This window comes from Citrobacter sp. wls711, assembly GCF_005281055.1.
In the GTDB taxonomy this organism is placed as follows: domain Bacteria; phylum Pseudomonadota; class Gammaproteobacteria; order Enterobacterales; family Enterobacteriaceae; genus Citrobacter; species Citrobacter gillenii.
Map to the genome: position 1 here is coordinate 41,374 of NZ_SZXC01000056.1, position 16,541 is coordinate 57,914.

Below are 16,541 nucleotides of genomic sequence, written 5' to 3' on the forward strand. Positions count from 1 at the left end.
TTAGTCGACGAATGATTATCTGTCAATAATATATTTTTCGCAGATGTTCATCTTTTCTAATCATTAAAAATAAATGTTATAAATTTTAATAATCAATAAAATCATAATGATGTAAATTTCACTTGCGATCATTGTCACATTTTGTAATGTTTGTTTTTACATTTACTGACAGTCCAGCATTGCGCTTTTTAAGCTTGTGATATAATTAACAATATGAAATGAGAAAAAAACAATTAAAGATCAACCGATAATAGGCTGAGATATGCTTAAGAATTCGCTAAAGATTAGCAGTCAAGGATATCCAGTCTTTTTAAAACTGGTCGATTTCCTTGTTATCAATATTACGTTAATTTTTAGCGCGCATCTGCTAGGCATCGTGCCGTTTTCGACGATTGTTATCCTCAGTGTGATCTTCTCGCTGATGTTTTTGTTGTTTGCTGAATACACTAAAATGTATCAGCAAAAGATAAAAACCATTGGTTTGCGTAATCAGAAACGGCTGATTTCGTGCACGCTGCTGGCTATTTTTTTTAACGAACTGCTGAGCATGACGGTAGCTGAACCTGAGTCACTGGGGTACCTCGAGCCTCTGGCACCTCCTTTTTGCTCTGCCATCCTCTACTGGTATTTTATTCCACTGCCTTTTCTCTATTCTATTCGTTTTTTTCTTTTTAAATATTCAACAAAAAAATATGTGCGCGTTGCCGTTATTGGCCTGACCGAGAATGGTCTGGCGGCGGAAAATGCGTTGACTACGGAATATGCCAACATCAAATTAGACCTGGCGTTTTATGATGAGCGCAGTCCAGAACGTTGTGGCGATGTGGTTGATAAAATAAAAAGCCCCTTTCGCGGTTCGGTCATAAATTTAGTTGAAGAAGCTAAAAATGGGAATATAGATGAGATCTATATTGCGCTACCGATGGTGGCGTTACAGCGCATTCGTCATTTTTTGGCGATGATGTCTGATACCACGGTCGATACCTATATTGTGCCTGACTTTTATACCTACAGTAACAATATGTCCAAGCTGCGCTCGATCCACAACCTGCAAACCATCGGTATTTTTAGCTCGCCGTTTGAAGGTGCAGGATCGTTTATTAAGCGGGCTGAAGATCTGGTCCTCGGGAGTCTCATCATGGTGATGATCTCCTCACTGATGTTAGCCATCGCCATTGGGATCAAACTCACCTCGCGCGGCCCGGTATTTTTCAAACAAGACCGCTATGGTCTGAGTGGGCAAAAAATTAAGGTCTGGAAGTTTCGCTCAATGCGGGTGATGGAGAATTCTGACACCGTTATTCAGGCTACGAAGAACGATCCACGGGTGACGAAATTCGGTAGTTTTTTACGTCGCACCTCGCTCGATGAACTGCCGCAATTTATTAATGTGTTGCAGGGCAGTATGTCGATTGTCGGTCCCAGACCGCATGCGGTTACGCATAACGAGCAGTACCGTAAGCAGGTCGAAAATTACATGATCCGCCATAAAGTGAAGCCAGGGATCACCGGTCTCGCGCAGATTAACGGGTTTCGTGGGGAAATCGATGCGCTCTATAAGATGGAAAAACGTGTCCAGTATGACATTGAATATATTCAAAACTGGTCATTATGGTTGGATATAAAAATTATTATTAAAACTATTTTCAAAGGATTTGTCGGTAAGAATGCATACTAAAATACTCGTTATTATCGGGATCGTGATATCGCAGTCCGCATGGGCTGATCTGACACCGAAATCACACATTGGCTTTGCGGGGATCGACTTCCAGGGCAAGGTTGCTGTGGATTATGGTTATGATGATAACGTGACATATCAGCCACATAACCGCGATGCGAAAGGTTCCGCCTTTCAGAGTGCTGCGCCCGTGCTGAGTATGATCGGCGAGCGCGGTCAGGATACGTATTTGCTGATGTATTCGGGGGATTATCGCCACTACTCCAGCGATTCTGCGGATAACTACAACGATCATTTTTTCCGTTTTAACGGTGCCTGGCGTTACGGACAAATGCACGGCCTAACCCTGAATCTGGAAGATTCGCTTGGGCATGAAGATCGTGGTCGCGATATTACTGAGGGTTTTTTGCCAAGCCAGTTTCGCCAGTATGGGATTAAATCTCCACTGACGACCAATTTTATCAACAGTGAACTGCGCTACAGCTACGGCGCGCTGGATGGGCGCGGTAAAGCGGAACTGGCGTTGTTATACAAAAAGCTGACTTTCGGTAATACCTCGGATGTTCAGGATACCAGTGAAGATTTTTACACTTACATTCAGCAGCAGGAATGGCATGAGAATAGCCTGGTTGCGGAGATATTTGACCAGTACACGTCGAGAACACGTTTTCGCTATAGCTTTATTACTAATCAGCGCCATTACGATAGTAATTCAGAAAAAGACAGTAATGAATACTATTTGCTTTACGGCCTGAAATCGCAGTTGACGGGTAAAACGAATGTCGACATGAATATTTCATGGTTGTACAAAACATTTGAAAACGATCCAAACTCGCATGATTTTAATGGTCTAAACTGGGATATAAAAGGGGAGTGGAAACCGTTACAGCAGTCTGTTTTCACCGCGCGCTCGTCGCAAAGTATTAAAGATCCGTCGGAAGTTGGGGGCTATATTTTAGTTACTGAATATGGGATTTCTTACCAGCATTTTTGGTTGGGCAATCGCTTTTCTACCCTCCTAGACTATGCATACACCATGGAGGACTATAAAAAACAGAACAAGGATCGCCATGATAAAAGGGGTGTATTTAGCGTAACTATGAGCTATGACTACACGCCATCAGTGAATTTTGCAATTAAATATCAGTTAGATACATTGAATTCTAATAAGGATACTGACTCGTTTTATATCGGTCCCAACGACAATCAGGAAGTCATCAGAACGCTAGGTTATGATAATTCTATGATTATGCTTACAGCTAAGGTTCAGATCTAAAATGAAAATAATAGAACTGTGCGCGTTTTTTCTATTCAGTATCCTGTTGGTCGGATGCGCAACGTCCAGGCCACCATTAACGGACGACCCTGCGGCAAGCGCAGAGGATTACCGTCTTGGTGCGGGGGATACGGTCAATATTGTGGTTTACGGCGAACCCGAGATGACCATGAAATTTATCGTCGATAAAAGCGGAACCATCAATTTCCCTTATATTGGCACGCTCGCATTAAAAGAGAAAACGCCAGACCAGGTGACTGCGGAATTAACGCAACGCTTGCGTAATGGATATATGGTTAATCCCATGGTGACGGTTAGCGTCGCTGAATTCCGTAAATACTACGTATCAGGCGAAGTGAAAAGCCCTAATGCTTTCGCCTATGAGCCGGGGCTTACCGTGGAGAAAGCGATCGCTCAGGCGGGCGGATTTACCGATCGCGCTGACCGTAAAGATATCAATATTCGCCAGGCGGGCAGTCATCAGCTGCTGGAGAATGTGGATTTAACGCACTCGGTGCGTCCAGGTGACGTTGTGATCATTGGCATGGGGTTCTTCTAATGATGAAACTCTCTATAGTGGAAAACGGCAAAAAGCGAGAAAATGCAGTCGAACTCTCCCGCTTTGCCAAAGAACTTAAAAAGAACGCCTGGAAAATTGCGCTGACCGGAATTATCGCCGGAGTGGTGGCGTATCCCTTGATCAGCATGATGTCAGCAAAGTATGTCTCGACGGCGACGGTGCTGATTAAGGCACAAGCCGATAACGTTTCGCCGTTTCCACAGGTGGATGGTTTTGATTCAACGCGTAGCGGATATTACGAAACGCAATATGCGCTGATGCAGTCACGCATTATCCTCGAGCAGGCGGTACGCGATCTGAAGTTGGATGAAAATCCCGATTTTACTGGCAATAACCTGGCCGCAGCGGGGGCTAATAGCGGGGATAATCAACAACAGAGAGTCGACCAGGCGCTGAAGACCTTATCACAACATCTGAAAGTCATCGGCATTCGCACGACCAATCTGGCCTCTATTTCCTATGAGTCACCTTCAGCACAGCAATCGGCTGAGATAGCCAACGGCGTCGCGCAGGCTTTCATCAACTATACGGTTGAGCAAAAACGGCAGAAAGTGGAGGACGCGAAGGCACTGAATGCGGAAAAGATGGCAGAGCTACAGGCTGCGATCGTGAAGCAAAAAGAGACGATGGATGGCTACCTGAAAAATGCCGGGTTGCTGACCTTTCGCGGTATCGATGGTTTTGAAACCGAGCAGCTTAGTATTGTGACTAACCGTCTGGCCGATGCGACTCAGCGTCGGGTCGCGGCGGAGTCGGTCTATAACGAAGTGAATGGCCGGGGGAGAACCCTTGAGAGCATCATTTCTTTGCCCTCTGTTTCTGACCACGCCCAGATTCAGGACTTACGTATCGCGTTGATTCAGGCGCAGCGCGCGCTGTCGGAACAGCGAAAACTGTATGGGCCGAAACACGCGACGATTTTAAAAGCGGAAGCCGACGTTCAGTCGATCCAAAGTCAAACCGGGCGGGTGCTGGGCGAACTGAAAGTTGGCTTACGTCAGCAATATCTGGCCGCGCTGGCGGATGAAAAGAATTATCAGCAGCAGGTGGCGCAGCAGAAAGATATCTTCCAGCAAATGGCGTCCAAACGAGATGGCTATAACAGCCAGAAGCTGTCGTTAGACAAAATGGAAGACCTGTATAAATCGCTGTATCAGCGCACTCAGGAACTGTCGTTGTCCGGTGTCAATGCAGATGCCGTGCTGTACGATCCAGCGGTGCCACCGTTAAAACCGGTAAAACCGAATAAGTCATTGCTGTTGGTGATGGTGGTCCTGATGGCGGTGGTGTTTAGCATCATGTACTTCATCGTCAAAGCGGCAATGGACAATTCCATTCGCACCCTGAGCCGTATGAGTCAACGCCTTAACGTCATCCCGCTGGGTGAAATCCGCCGGTTTAGCGGGATAACCGGGCGCGCGCAGGTACGGGATATGATTTTGAAGAACCCGCTGAATGCCGACATTATTCACGGTATCCGTACCCGGATAATGCTGGATAGCCGGCCATTACAGACGGTTGCGGTGGCGTCTGCCGGGCACGGTGAAGGGCGTTCCCTGCTAGCCAATTTGCTGGCAAGCTCCTTTAGTTTCGATCAGAAAACGCTGCTCATTGATGCAGACTTCTTTAATAATGATGGCCTGACGAATGAACTCGCCACACCGGCATCTGCGGGCATGGCGGAGCTGCTACGGGGCGAAATCGTGCTGGAGAACGCGCGGATTACGATACATGAGAATCTTGATTTTATCCCGCGTGGTAAGTCCACCATCTCCTCTTTACTGATGCTATCGTCGGAAAATGTAGAACCTTTGATGTGCGAGCTGAAGTCGCGCTATCAGCGCATTATTATTGATGTGGCCGCCGTGAATCAGAGCCAGGATATTCAGCTGATTAAGCGCGCTGCCGACGGGGTTATTTTCATCGTGAAAGCCGGTGTGGGGACGGCACAGACGATCGCCAGCGCGCTGGATAAGATTGAGGATAATCAGGGCGTGGTGATTGGCGCGGTGTTGAACGGGGTGGAAGAAAAAAACCTCGAAACGCAAGAAGGGCTGCGTTCACTGAACTTCAGCACTGACCAAGTGTTGACGACACCAGGCCGCGTATGAGTCTACTGAAGAGCGCATCCACGATAGCTGGCTCATCAATCATCTCGCAGTTGATTGGTGCGCTGTCTATCTGGTTGATCTCACATAAGTATGACATGGCCGAAGTTGGGCTTTATGCGCTCAACTACAGTATTGCCGTGGTGGGGGCGCAGGTTTGCACCTTTGCCTCACAGCTGTTAATTCCTAAGCAGCAGGACGACAGTCTCGCGCAAAATGTAGTGTTTTGCCTGCTGCAAAGCACGCTGATTGCGTTGCCCTACGCCGTACTGACTGCGTGGTTGTTTCACCAGAATATCCTGTTTCTCTATTTATTGACACTCTCTACGGCGTGGGCGTTAATCTCAGAAAACTTATCGCTGCGCACGGCCAATTTTTATTTTCTGATTTTTCAGCGTATTTCGGTTTCGGTGGTGGTGGTGCTCTCGGTACTGCTCACGCATCAGGTACAGACCTTTTACTGGTCGTGGGCGTGCGCGATGATCCTGCTGATATCGAGCTGTATTTTGCATTCGTTTGATATCCGCTCGGTGACGTCCGGGCATCTGCATCCATTGAATAACTGGCGATTCTTTAAGCAAAACATTCATCACATCAGCAAGGTCGGCAGCGCTGAGGTACTGGCGATGGCCAGCAGCAACTTACCGATTATGCTGATTAACTTCTGGTTCTCGGCGCTGACGGCGGGCTATTTTTCCGTCGTCAGTCGGTTCTGTCTGGCACCGGTGGTGATCATCGGCAATGCGGTGCGCAATACCATTTTCTCCAAGTGGTCTATTGATTTCAGAAATAACACCTTTAATTATCAGGAATATACAAAGGTGCGTTTGCTGCTGTTAGTGCTTGGGGTGGTTTGTACGCTCGGGGTGTTTATTTTCTATCCCATCGTGATGCGGTTGGGGTTTAGCGAGGACTGGATTAACTCTATTGAGACATCCCGCTATATGCTGCCCTATTTGTTCCCGGCACTGGCAATCAGCCCACTCACGGTAATTGAACTTATTTTTGGCTCCCATCGCTATTTTTTGCGTATTCAGCTCGAACAGCTGGCGATTGTGTTAGTCGCTTTTGTGGTGGTGCCCTATTTTTATAAAGACTATGCCACGTCAGTCATCTTGTTCTCTGCGCTGACATTTATTCGCTATGGGTTTATTTATTTCAAAATGAACCAGCGCGCCAATCTGCTGAAAGACAAGCCGGTGATATTATGACCCTGAATACCGGATATTATTTACAGGCCTATACCTTTATCACGCTGATCCTGTGTGGACTGGTGCAATATTTTACCGGTATGCAGTCGGTGCTGTGGATCCCGTTTTTCCTGACGCTGCTCATGGTCGGATTAATGGTGATGCAAACGCGTGAGAGCCCGCTGCATCTGGATGCCCAGGAGACCATTATTCTTGCGCTGTATTTCTCTTTTCTGCTGCTGGCAGGGGCTTCAACCCTGCTGCAGGGCGGGGTAACCGTCGCGATTGTGGCCTTTAAAAACGAGATAGCACTGTCGCTGGTGATGATCTGTTTACTGCTGGGATTCTGCCGGGAATCACAGATTTATCGGGCAACACGCTATTTGTATTGGGTGTTTTACGCGCAGGTCCCGGTGATGATTTATCAGGTATTACTGGTGGTTCCCCAGCGCGTGGCGCAGCGCGGCGAAGAGGAAAAATGGGACTCGGTGGTCGGGACCTTCGGTGGCGACCCAATGGGCGGCGGAAATACGGCGGCAATGGGGTTATTTTGCCTGCTGATTATGTTGCTTAAGCTCTCGGAATATAAACACGGGCTGACGACGTTTAAATCGATGGCGCTGCATATTATTCTTGGGTTTGGGCTGTGTATTATTGGTGAAGTGAAATTTGTCATCCTGCTTTCACCGCTGTTCCTGGCCTGGGTGTGGATTTCGCCGAGCTATGTTAAAGACGTCAGTAAAATCAATCTCAAAACGTTATTGCTGATTGTTATTGGCATGCTGGTACTCATCGGCCTGTCGGTGATGATTCTGGCCTGGTACTATTCGTCTGCTTTTGGCGGCGATCCGGCCAAAAGCGCCTTTAGCGTTTTTATCGATTCACTCAGCTATATCTTTGATCCCAACTACATCATGTCGACCGGTGAACTGGGCCGCTTCACGACGTTTCTGTTCTGGCTTAAAAATAACGATCTGTGGGGACTGTCCGGTACGCTATTTGGCTACGGCTTGAATGCGACGAACAGCGGAAGTTCGGTATCACCTGGGTTTTTGAATATTGTTTATAACCTGATCCTGGACTCCACGTCGCTGAGTATGCTGCTGTGGGAAATTGGCGTGATTGGCACGCTGCTGTTTATCGGTCTGTTTATTTATATTCTAAAAGTGTGTCAGCCGAAACCGGTACTGGCGCTTGAACAACTGGACGCGCAGGATCTGCAACTGTTGAGCTTTGCGCCAGCGTATAACGCTTTTGCGATCGCGTGTTTAGTGAGCTTACCTTATAGCCAAATCCTGATGATAACGCCGATGCTACAGTTCCTGTTTTATTTATCTCTCGGTTCAAGCTTAGTGATTCGTCGCACCGTTCTTCGCAGCGCAGGAGGAGGGTATGGATAATATCCCGTTTATCTCGGTGAGTATTAAAACGCTCAACGAAGCGAAAGGCATTGAGAAAACCATCGACAGCATTCGCCGACAGCTGGTGGGATATCCGCATAAAATTATTGTGGCTGATAGCCTGTCGACAGATAGCACCCAGCAACTGGCGGTGAATAAAGGGGTGACGGTGGTGTCATTAACGGAGCCGGGCGATCGCTGCTGCGGTGTCGGACACCAGTTGGGTTACCTTTATAGTGAAGGCGAATATCTGCTGCTGATGGACGGCGATATGGAGCTGGAAGAGGGATTTGTCGATCGGGCCGTCGCCTTTTTACAGGCGCATGAAGAGTATGCCGGCGTGGCGGGAACCGTCGAAATGGATGATGCCGTGAACTATGAGTTCAAATCCCGTAAACAGCGCATTAACCAGATCTATCCCGTGGGCGATTGTGACCATTTAGGCGGCGGTGGGCTGTATCGTCGCGCGGCGATTGAAAAGATTGGCTATCTGACCAACCGGAATTTGCACGCCTATGAAGAGGCCGAGCTGGGGCTGCGATTAACCGATGCCGGCTACAAACTGCGTCGTCTGGATATCCCTTATTTTAGCCATACGTCACACACCCTGCCGACCCTCAAGATGTTGAAGCATCGGTGGTTGAGCGGCTATTACCAGGCGCCGGGAGAGCTGTTGCGCTGTAGTTTTGGAACACCGTATTTCATCCGCGCCCTCAAGATGGTCAAAAATGAGGCGGTATTTGCGCTGTATCTGTTGATCTTGCTTGCCGCACTGGTCACCGTCAACGGCAGCATTATTACCCTGGTGTTGCTGCCATTACTGGCGTTCACACTGTGGAAAATTGTGCAAAATCGTTCTCTCAGCGATGGGGTTCAAAGCGTCATTAATATGATTGTCCGTTCCGTGGGATTGCTGAAAGGGTGTCTTCATCCTGTGCGCGATCCGCTGACGCCGCCCAACAGTAAAATCATTCAACAATAAAAAGAGCGGATGTAATGAAAATTTTATTGGTTAACAAGTTTTTCTTTATAAAGGGCGGGGCGGAAACGGTTTATTTTCAGGAACGCGAGATGCTGAAAAAGGCCGGCGTGCAGGTGATTGATTTTTCGATGCAGCATGAGAAAAATTTCCCCTCGGAGTATGCGGATTTTTTTGTCAAAAATGTTGATTACCATACAGACAGTAACCTGTTAGGCGGTATTAAAACGGCGGTTAACTTTATTCATAACGCCGAAGCCTGTCGAAAAATGCAGGTCTTGCTGCAAAAAGAACGCCCGGATATCGTTCACTTTCATAATATCTATCATCAGCTAACGCCAGCGTTAATTAAAGTCGCGCGCAATTTTGGCTGTAAAACGGTGCTGACCGCCCACGACTATAAAATTGTCTGCCCTTCATACTCTATGCTACGCGACGGGAAAGTGTGCGATGCCTGTATTACCGGGACCGTCTTCAATGCTTTCAGATACCGCTGTCAGGAAGGGTCTGCCGCCAGGAGTTTACTGCTCTCTTTAGAGGCTAGCTGGCAATACATTGCACAAAATTATCAGGCGCTGGATGTGATCGTGTCCCCCAGCGCATTTTTACGCGGCATTTTGCTACGTGTGCTGCCGCATTCACGTATCGATGTCATCGTCAATGGCGTAGATGACAGCCGACCCGTGGAGATGACTGGCGATGAAGGTTATATGCTGTACTTTGGCCGCCTGAGCCATGAAAAAGGGGTGGCTACGTTGCTGGCCGCTCACCAGAAAATGCGTAACCCGGCGCCGCTGAAAATTGTCGGTCATGGCCCGTTACATGATGATTTGATTGCCCAATATCCGGACGTGGAGTTTTTAGGCTATGTACAACAAGGGGAAGCCCTGGACCAACTGATTAAACATGCCCGGGCGGTGATCCTGCCTTCGGAATGTTATGAAAACTGTTCGATGGCGGTGTTAGAGGCAATGTCATTAGGCAAACCGGTCATTGGCTCACGTATTGGCGGGATCCCTGAACAAATTCGCGATGGTATTGAAGGGATATTATTTACGCCGGGTAATGCGCAGGCGTTGGCAGAGGCGATGGATACGCTGGTCGAAGACCCGGATAAAGCACGGGTAATGGGCATCAATGGACGTCAACGGCTGAGTGAGAAATATGCGCTCAGCGGTCATATGGAAACGTTGCAGGCACTGTATAAAGAACTGTTGGGCAGGCCATAATATGCGTAAAAAAATAACGGTATTTGGCACGCGCGGTATTCCTGATGTATTGGGTGGGGTGGAAACGCACTGCCAACATCTTTATCCGGAAATTAAACGGCTATGCGATGTTGATATTTGTGTTATCGCCCGCTCGCCGTACGTGAATTACACCCGTTCATCGTATAAGAATGTCGAAACCCATGCGCTGTGGGCACCTAGAAAACGCTCGCTGGAAGCGATTGTTCATTCCGTTTTAGCCGCGTTCAGCACCTGTTTTGACCACTCGACTATCGTGCACGTCCACGCTATTGGTCCGGGATTAGTGGTTCCGGTATTGCGGTTACTGGGCAAGAAGGTCGTTTTCACCCATCATGGACCTGACTATGACCGCCAGAAATGGGGGTATGTGGCAAAGAAAATATTATTGCTCGGTGAACGCTGGGCAGTGAGATATGCCAATGAAGTGATTGTAATATCTGAAGTTATTAATCAGCTTATCCAGAATAAGCATCGCCGCTATGATGCGCATTTAATTCACAATGGCGTGAACGCACCGCGAACATTATCAGAACATACCCTTCACCAGACGCTGTCGCGTTATGGTCTCCAGCCGAAAAACTATCTTGTGGTGGTGGGGCGATTCGTGGAAGAAAAAGGCATGCATGATGCCATTTCAGCCTACCAACAAAGTGGTTTGACGATGCCATTAGTGTTAATTGGCGATGCGGATCACCCGACCGAATACAGTATTCGTCTCAAACAGCAGGCCGCTGATACGCAAGGTGTGGTGATGACCGGATTTTTACGCGGCGATGAACTTCAGGCGGTGTTTTCGCAGGCAAAACTGTTTGTCATGCCGTCCTATCATGAGGGGTTGCCAATAGCACTGCTGGAGGCAATGTCATTTTCTCTGCCTGCGGTGGTGAGCGATATTCCGGCGAATCTGGAGGTCAAGTTACCCGCAGAGGCGTATTTTCAGGTGGGTAATCTGGCGAGTCTGGCCGGGAAAATGGCGAGATGGGCGACAGCAAATAGCGTTGACTATAGTGTATATTTGCAAAACTATAACTGGCATGAAATCGCCAGACAAACAGTCAACGTCTATCACGCTATTGATAAAGATATAGGTTAATTTTGCCCAACTCTCAGAACCGACCGCCCGTCATTGAACGATTTTATGCTCAACTGGATGAGAAGATATCGCAGGAGTTGACCGCCGAACAAAAAGACGGAGTCGAAAAAGCGGTGCTTGCCATTACCCTGGGATCGAGACACCAGGTTGATATTCGTAGAAGCTTTCCCTTTTTCGGTAGACGTTTTTACCTGGTCTTTTTGTTTGGCAGGGATTTACGTCATCGGCATCGCCGGGAATCGACGCTATCCAATATCCTGATCGCATTGTTACTGCTGTTTGTTGTGTTGTTCGTTACCTGCTGCGTATTGCTGACGCTGTATATGATCAAATCCGCGTTGGGTATCGATGTGTTCCAGAATTTTCATGTGGGTATTTGGGACTGGTGGCTAAGCCTGAAAAACCACTAGCGTTAACCAACGGGTGGAGGCGTTACGGCGATGAAGAGTCAATGGGGTTTGGCGCTATTGAGTGTGTTCTTTCCGCTGACGGCCATGGCTGCATTAACCACCGTCACTCCCAAAGCCGTAACCGGTCCGCTGACCAACCCCGGGATAGGGGTGGCCAGTTTTCATCAGGGTTATGGTGAAACGCTGGGCCAGGCGGATTACCCTAATACCGGGTTTGAATATGAACGCTTCTACTGGCGGGAACTGGAGCCAGTGGAAGGCCAGTACAATTTTGCGCTGGTTGATGATGCCTTCAAATATGCGGCGGCGCATCGGCCCGCGATGAACGTGGGGCTGCGGTTTATGGCCCTTGCGGAGCCGGAAAGCGGTTCGCAGATCCCCGACTGGCTGATTAAAAAAGGGGTGAAAGGAAAATGGACGCCCGATCATAAAACTTTTATCCCGGATCTCGACGATCCCCTGTTTATAGCCTACAGCCAACGTCTGCTGAACGCTTTTGGCAAGCGCTACGATGGTAATCAGAACCTGGCGTTTGTTGATATTGGCATGGTGGGATCGTGGGGAGAATGGCATAACAGCAACTTCCCGAAAGATGTGCTGCAACCCTTGCTGGAACGATATACCACCGAGCAGCTAGATCGCTACGTCGTTATGCACTTTGCTGCATTTCCCGTAACGCCAAAAATTATGTTGATGAGTGGTGGGCAAAGCCTGGCCAATGCGGTGGCGCGAGGGGCTGGATGGCGCGCGGACTGCTGGGGCGACCTGCGTGTGTTTTCCAATGACTGGAATCACATGGCAGATGATTATCCGCAACGATTGCTGGCCGCACAGCGCAGCTATTCGGGATTAAACGATGCCTGGAAACGATCGCCGGTGAGTCTGGAAATTTGCTCGTATATGCTGGACTGGAAGAACCTTTTTCATTATACGCGCGCGGAGGTGCAAGGGATTTTTGACTGGGCGGTGAAGCATCATGCCAGTACCCTCAACCTGAAATCGCGAACGGTGCCCAGTGAGTATCGGCCGATTGTCGATGATGTACTGACCAGGCTGGGCTATCGCTTTCGTCTGGCCTCTCTGAGCCATGAGTCAGTATGGGAAAATGGTCGCAGCCTGGTGCTGATCAGTACCTGGTATAATGACGGCGTTGCGCCGATTTACCTTCCTTACACCCTGTCATTTCGTATTATTAATGATGCTAATAATGTTGTTGCTCAGGGGAATTCACCGGAAGACATTCGTCGCTGGCTGCCGGGTCAACATCAGCTGAATTATCAACTCCCTATGCCCGGTGCGTTACCAAGAGGAAAATACGCCATTGAAGTGGCGATCGTGGATAAGTCGGGCGCCGCGAGAATTAACTTTGCCAATGAAGGAAAGCAGAGCAGCGGATGGTATCGTGTGTCGACGATCACGGTGCGTTAGCCATTCGCAACAATGAGCCTGCCCGCAGGCTCATTGTTGATGGGGGTTAAGCGTGATAACCATCAGGATTATTTTTCTGCCAGTTCCAGGTGTCGCGCATCATGTCATCAAGCGTGTAGGTAGCCTGCCAGCCCAGTACTTCGCGCGCCAGCGACGGGTCAGACCAACATTCGGCAATGTCCCCGGGTCTTCGTGCAACAATCTGATAATTAATTTTTCGTTGAGCCGCTTTTTCAAAGGCGGCAATAAGATCCATCACCGAATAGCCGATGCCGGTACCGAGGTTTATCACCTTATAGGCTGGACTTTTATTCTGGCAATCCAAAGCCGCTAAATGGCCGGTTGCCAGATCCATCACGTGAATATAATCACGTACCCCAGTGCCATCCGGGGTTGGGTAGTCATTGCCAAACACCGACACGGTTTCAAGCTTGCCAATCGCGACCTGAGAAATATAGGGAACCAGGTTGTTGGGGATACCATTTGGATCCTCACCAATTCGGCCTGAGGAATGGGCACCGACGGGGTTAAAATAGCGCAGGCAGGTGAGGCGAAACTCAGGGTGTGCGCGGGAAAAATCCGCCAGAATCTGTTCGACCATTAATTTAGAGGTGCCATACGGATTCGTTGTTCCCCCGGTGCGCGATCGTTCGCTGAGCGGCACGCTTTCCGGATCTCCGTAGACCGTTGCGGAAGAGCTGAAGATTAGGCTGTGAGCTCCCGCAGTCAGCATCTCACTCAGTAAAACCAGCGTTCCGGTAACATTGTTATTATAATACGCGAGGGGTTCTTTTATGGATGCTGAAACTGATTTTAACCCAGCAAAATGAATGACATCACTAATGTCATGGTGTGAAAAAATCGTTTTTAATGCCTCTCTGTCCAGAACGTCGGCAATGTAAATAATCGGTTCTTTTCCGGTGAGTTCCGCGACCCGATGTAATGATGTTTGTGAGGCATTTGAGAGGTTATCGATGATCACCACTTCATCACCTCTTTCGAGAAGCGTCAACACGGTATGTGAACCAATATAACCTGCGCCACCTGTGACAAGTATTGCCATATAGCCTCCAGAGAAAGTCTTATGAAAAAGAGTGTTGACTCACCAAGGCCACGGCTATAAATACAGTGCTATGAGTGGCGTCGGGTAAGAGATAAATTTCTGAATTTCACCATGCACTTATAAGATATTTTTTTGAGGACCGCTAAAAAACTAAAGGTGTTTATTTTACTATCGTAGACAAGATAGTTATTCGTGAAGTTTAAGGTATGTACACCGTCGCTTTGGTTGATGGTGGCATTAACCTGGGCAATCAATTTTTCATCAAAAGAAAATGCGTTTAGCGTAACTAATGCTTTGATGTAAATTGATTTTCCATAGGTTTCAGGCGTGCATTCCTGAGTGAGGAAGTACAGTGTATTGCCGACGTTATGGGGCGTCCCAGCGCCTCGCTGATGCAGGTTGCTCAACTGCAAGGTGGGCGTGATTTTCTGCCACGGACCGCTCACGCTCTCGGCAGTATGAATCATCAGCTCATTATTCATTGTCGTCGAGAACAGATAACAGGTACCGTGTAGTGCAAAAAATACGTTATCGGTTAATGCTTCGTCCGAGATAAAAACGTTTATCGCCTTCCAGCGTTGCGGGAAATCTACGCACTGAAATAAAATAACCTCTTTTCTTTCTGAAGACTCAGGGATCATAAAGAGCTGGCCATTGACCTCAAATACAAAAGGAAAGGATAAATGGCATTTTAGATAATCGAAGCCGTCGAGCTTCACATCATCGAGTTCCGCTAAGTCGGCATCGAGTATGCGGCAGCGTAGGATCCCCTTCGAATTGCGGAAACGTAATGCCTCATAAAAAATATATACTTTGTTATCTCTTTCAATGATGAAAGGATCGGCCTGAAAGGTGTATTTCTTTTTTAGCTGCTGCGCAGGGGTACGCTTCAGGATATCCAACGTGTTAGTAGGAAAGGTATGCGAACCATTATCCTTGATAATCATGATGTCCCATGACTCATGATAAAATAGCATATTTATTATTTTTTTATATTTGGCCTGCATTCGCACGAGTTCCTTTTGTCGCTTCAATTCACCGGGTGCCATACGGCAACATTAACGGTTAGTTTAAAAGCTAGTCGCAAGCGCGTTTTTTGTCCACTTACGGAACGAGTGGCGGGGGGAGGGGACGGCGTGACGTTGCCAGAGCATCCTTGCTCCAGATAAAGATTTTACTCGAAATGTACCTGCGGATTGTCTGCCAGTGAAACGTACGTTTTGCTGTCTTTATCCAACGTACGGATCTCACCGCTTTCAATGTCGTACACCCAACCGTGCAGACGCAGCGCATTATTACGCAGTCCGACAGCGACAGACGGATGCGTTTTAATATTATTCAGTTGAGCGATAACGTTCTCTTCCACCATGGCATTCACTTTGTCGATTGCGTTATCCCAGGTTTTCTTCTCGACTACCGCTTTCGCCGCATCGGCGTAGTGCAACCAGTGGGCGACCGCAGGCATCGGATCCAGACTCTGGCTTTCAGCAATCGCTTTCATCGCACCACAGTTGGAGTGCCCACAGATAACGATATCCGTCACGCCTAACGCCACGACCGCGTATTCGATGGTGGCAGACACACCGCCCGGTTCCGGGCCAAAAGAAGGGACGATATTGCCCGCGTTACGGATAACGAAAAGCTGTCCTGGCTCTTGCTGCGTAACCAGTTCTGGCACCAGACGACTGTCTGAGCAGGAGATGAAAAGTGCTTTAGGATTCTGGCTGGAGGCCAGGCTGCGAAAGAGTTCCTTACGTTGAGGGAAAATCTCTTTTTGGAAGTTGAGGAAACCCTCAATGATATGTTGCATAGCAGTGTCTCTTTTCTCTGTTTAAGCAGGTTATGATGAAGATCACACTTTCCAGTTTAACACTCGCGTAGAGAAGAGGAAGTATTTATAGCCGGTCAGGGCATATCTATGCCTGATGAACCGGTAACCGCCTTACTCTTATTTGCTCTGGCTGCATCTTTCTGACCCAAGGCCGGGACCGCTTTTTTTGCACATAAATCGGAACTATTGGACTGACCCCATAAAGTTGGACAGTTCATGCCGCCTCTTGGACTGACCCCACCCCGGTAGACGATC

General features: G+C 48.2%; 14 protein-coding genes. 11 read left to right on the plus strand and 3 right to left on the minus strand.

Annotated features, from left to right (window positions below):
- Positions 1-262: 262 nt before the first annotated feature.
- The 11 genes from FDW98_RS17075 to FDW98_RS17125 are packed head-to-tail and all read left to right on the plus strand — an operon-like array spanning position 263 to position 13,392.
- Positions 263-1,678 (plus strand): undecaprenyl-phosphate glucose phosphotransferase, encoded by a 1,416-nt coding sequence (locus tag FDW98_RS17075; RefSeq protein ID WP_096756029.1) that lies wholly within the window; start codon positions 263-265, stop codon positions 1,676-1,678.
- Positions 1,668-2,954 (plus strand): outer membrane beta-barrel protein, encoded by a 1,287-nt coding sequence (locus FDW98_RS17080; RefSeq protein ID WP_096756030.1) that lies wholly within the window; start codon positions 1,668-1,670, stop codon positions 2,952-2,954. Before FDW98_RS17075 ends, FDW98_RS17080 begins: the two co-directional genes overlap by 11 nt.
- Position 2,955: 1 nt before the next feature.
- A complete protein-coding gene (locus FDW98_RS17085) occupies positions 2,956-3,513 on the plus strand; it encodes a polysaccharide biosynthesis/export family protein (RefSeq protein ID WP_096756031.1) in 558 nt (185 codons plus the stop codon).
- Between the two features lie 2 nt (positions 3,514-3,515).
- Complete coding sequence (locus FDW98_RS17090) at positions 3,516-5,645, plus strand: tyrosine-protein kinase domain-containing protein (protein WP_096759342.1); 2,130 nt, start codon at positions 3,516-3,518, stop codon at positions 5,643-5,645.
- Positions 5,642-6,853 (plus strand): capsular biosynthesis protein, encoded by a 1,212-nt coding sequence (locus tag FDW98_RS17095; RefSeq protein WP_137398893.1) that lies wholly within the window; start codon positions 5,642-5,644, stop codon positions 6,851-6,853. The genes FDW98_RS17090 and FDW98_RS17095 overlap by 4 nt, the downstream gene beginning before the upstream one ends.
- The gene (locus FDW98_RS17100; protein ID WP_096756033.1) at positions 6,850-8,232 is read left to right on the plus strand and encodes a capsular biosynthesis protein; all 1,383 of its coding nucleotides are present in this window, start codon (positions 6,850-6,852) and stop codon (positions 8,230-8,232) included. The genes FDW98_RS17095 and FDW98_RS17100 overlap by 4 nt, the downstream gene beginning before the upstream one ends.
- A complete protein-coding gene (locus FDW98_RS17105; protein ID WP_096756034.1) occupies positions 8,225-9,214 on the plus strand; it encodes a glycosyltransferase in 990 nt (329 codons plus the stop codon). Before FDW98_RS17100 ends, FDW98_RS17105 begins: the two co-directional genes overlap by 8 nt.
- Before the next feature lie 14 nt (positions 9,215-9,228).
- Complete coding sequence (locus FDW98_RS17110) at positions 9,229-10,440, plus strand: glycosyltransferase family 4 protein (RefSeq protein WP_096756035.1); 1,212 nt, start codon at positions 9,229-9,231, stop codon at positions 10,438-10,440.
- 1 nt (position 10,441) lies between these two features.
- The gene (locus tag FDW98_RS17115; protein ID WP_096756036.1) at positions 10,442-11,554 is read left to right on the plus strand and encodes a glycosyltransferase family 4 protein; all 1,113 of its coding nucleotides are present in this window, start codon (positions 10,442-10,444) and stop codon (positions 11,552-11,554) included.
- A gap of 2 nt (positions 11,555-11,556) precedes the next feature.
- Positions 11,557-11,964, plus strand: a complete 408-nt coding sequence (locus tag FDW98_RS17120) for a hypothetical protein (protein WP_096756037.1) — start codon at positions 11,557-11,559, stop codon at positions 11,962-11,964.
- A 30-nt stretch (positions 11,965-11,994) separates the two neighbouring features.
- Positions 11,995-13,392, plus strand: a complete 1,398-nt coding sequence (locus FDW98_RS17125) for a DUF4832 domain-containing protein (RefSeq protein ID WP_096756038.1) — start codon at positions 11,995-11,997, stop codon at positions 13,390-13,392.
- 46 nt (positions 13,393-13,438) lie between these two features.
- Here the strand turns inward: FDW98_RS17125 and galE are convergent, their stop codons facing one another.
- The 3 genes from galE to FDW98_RS17140 all read right to left on the minus strand — a co-directional run bounded on the left by galE (position 13,439) and on the right by FDW98_RS17140 (position 16,265).
- Positions 13,439-14,455 carry a UDP-glucose 4-epimerase GalE gene (gene galE, locus FDW98_RS17130; RefSeq protein WP_096756039.1) on the minus strand — a complete coding sequence of 339 codons (1,017 nt, stop codon included), beginning with the start codon at positions 14,453-14,455 and terminating at the stop codon, positions 13,439-13,441.
- A 68-nt stretch (positions 14,456-14,523) separates the two neighbouring features.
- Positions 14,524-15,462 carry a hypothetical protein gene (locus FDW98_RS17135; RefSeq protein ID WP_096756040.1) on the minus strand — a complete coding sequence of 313 codons (939 nt, stop codon included), beginning with the start codon at positions 15,460-15,462 and terminating at the stop codon, positions 14,524-14,526.
- A 167-nt stretch (positions 15,463-15,629) separates the two neighbouring features.
- The gene (locus FDW98_RS17140) at positions 15,630-16,265 is read right to left on the minus strand and encodes a carbonic anhydrase (RefSeq protein ID WP_096756041.1); all 636 of its coding nucleotides are present in this window, start codon (positions 16,263-16,265) and stop codon (positions 15,630-15,632) included.
- Positions 16,266-16,541: the final 276 nt, after the last annotated feature.

Bases quoted from the DNA above. Each gene is read 5' to 3' on its own strand.
- FDW98_RS17075 (WP_096756029.1), top strand. From the start codon at position 263: ATGCTTAAGAATTCGCTAAAGATTAGCAGTCAAGGATATCCAGTCTTT.
- FDW98_RS17080 (WP_096756030.1), top strand. From the start codon at position 1,668: ATGCATACTAAAATACTCGTTATTATCGGGATCGTGATATCGCAGTCC.
- FDW98_RS17085 (WP_096756031.1), top strand. From the start codon at position 2,956: ATGAAAATAATAGAACTGTGCGCGTTTTTTCTATTCAGTATCCTGTTG.
- FDW98_RS17090 (WP_096759342.1), top strand. From the start codon at position 3,516: ATGAAACTCTCTATAGTGGAAAACGGCAAAAAGCGAGAAAATGCAGTC.
- FDW98_RS17095 (WP_137398893.1), top strand. From the start codon at position 5,642: ATGAGTCTACTGAAGAGCGCATCCACGATAGCTGGCTCATCAATCATC.
- FDW98_RS17100 (WP_096756033.1), top strand. From the start codon at position 6,850: ATGACCCTGAATACCGGATATTATTTACAGGCCTATACCTTTATCACG.
- FDW98_RS17105 (WP_096756034.1), top strand. From the start codon at position 8,225: ATGGATAATATCCCGTTTATCTCGGTGAGTATTAAAACGCTCAACGAA.
- FDW98_RS17110 (WP_096756035.1), top strand. From the start codon at position 9,229: ATGAAAATTTTATTGGTTAACAAGTTTTTCTTTATAAAGGGCGGGGCG.
- FDW98_RS17115 (WP_096756036.1), top strand. From the start codon at position 10,442: ATGCGTAAAAAAATAACGGTATTTGGCACGCGCGGTATTCCTGATGTA.
- FDW98_RS17125 (WP_096756038.1), top strand. From the start codon at position 11,995: ATGAAGAGTCAATGGGGTTTGGCGCTATTGAGTGTGTTCTTTCCGCTG.
- galE (WP_096756039.1), bottom strand. From the start codon at position 14,455: ATGGCAATACTTGTCACAGGTGGCGCAGGTTATATTGGTTCACATACC.
- FDW98_RS17135 (WP_096756040.1), bottom strand. From the start codon at position 15,462: ATGCAGGCCAAATATAAAAAAATAATAAATATGCTATTTTATCATGAG.
- FDW98_RS17140 (WP_096756041.1), bottom strand. From the start codon at position 16,265: ATGCAACATATCATTGAGGGTTTCCTCAACTTCCAAAAAGAGATTTTC.